Annotated in this window: 1 protein-coding gene; it reads left to right on the top strand. The window is 69.1% G+C overall.

The features are described from left to right. Positions 1-171 precede the first annotated feature (171 nt). The coding region (locus tag A9Z05_RS03195; RefSeq protein WP_256121824.1) for a LysR family transcriptional regulator at positions 172-719 on the top strand (548 nt) is incomplete at its 3' end.

Raw genomic sequence — 719 nt, 5'->3', positions numbered from 1 at the left:
GCGCGCGCAGCGCGGCGTCCGGTTCGACGCGGTGGGCAGTGACAGGCAGGGATGACATGGCGTGACCTCGAACGATGAAGGAACGTCCATCGTAGGGAGCCGGCGCGGGAAGAAAAACCGGGGTAGAGTTCCGGACACTCCGGACGTCGGTGTCCGCAATCGGGAACCTGCATGGAAAATCTTGGCGGTTTCGTCGTATTCGTCCAGGTCGCGGAAACGCGCAGTTTCGTCGCGGCCGGCCGCGCGCTCGGGCTGTCGGCGTCGGCGATCGGCAAGCGCATCGCGCGCCTGGAGGCGCGCCTGAACGTGCGGCTGTTTCACCGCAGCACGCGCAGCATCACGCTGACGGCCGAAGGCGCGCGCTTTCTCGAACGGTGCCGGCGCGTGATCGCGGAGATCGACGCGGCCGAGCAGGAACTGATGCACAGCGTCGAAGCGCCGCGCGGGCGGCTGCGCGTGAGCCTGCCGACGATCGGTACGCTGCTGCTGCCGGTGCTCGCCGATTTCATGGCCGCGTATCCGGAGATCGAACTCGACATCGATTTCAGCGACCGGCTCGTCGATGTCGTCGACGAAGGGTTCGACGCGGTGCTGCGCACCGGCCGGCCGACGGACTCGCGGCTGTCGTCGCGGCTGCTCGGCCATTTCCGCCAGCACCTCGTCGCGTCGCCCGGCTACCTCGAGCGGCACGGCGCGCCGCGCACGCCGGCCGATCTCGC

The sequence above is a fragment of the Burkholderia sp. A2 genome (genome assembly GCF_001729305.1).
In the GTDB taxonomy this organism is placed as follows: Bacteria; Pseudomonadota; Gammaproteobacteria; order Burkholderiales; family Burkholderiaceae; genus Burkholderia; species Burkholderia sola.
This window is presented reverse-complemented; position numbering and strand designations above follow the sequence as displayed.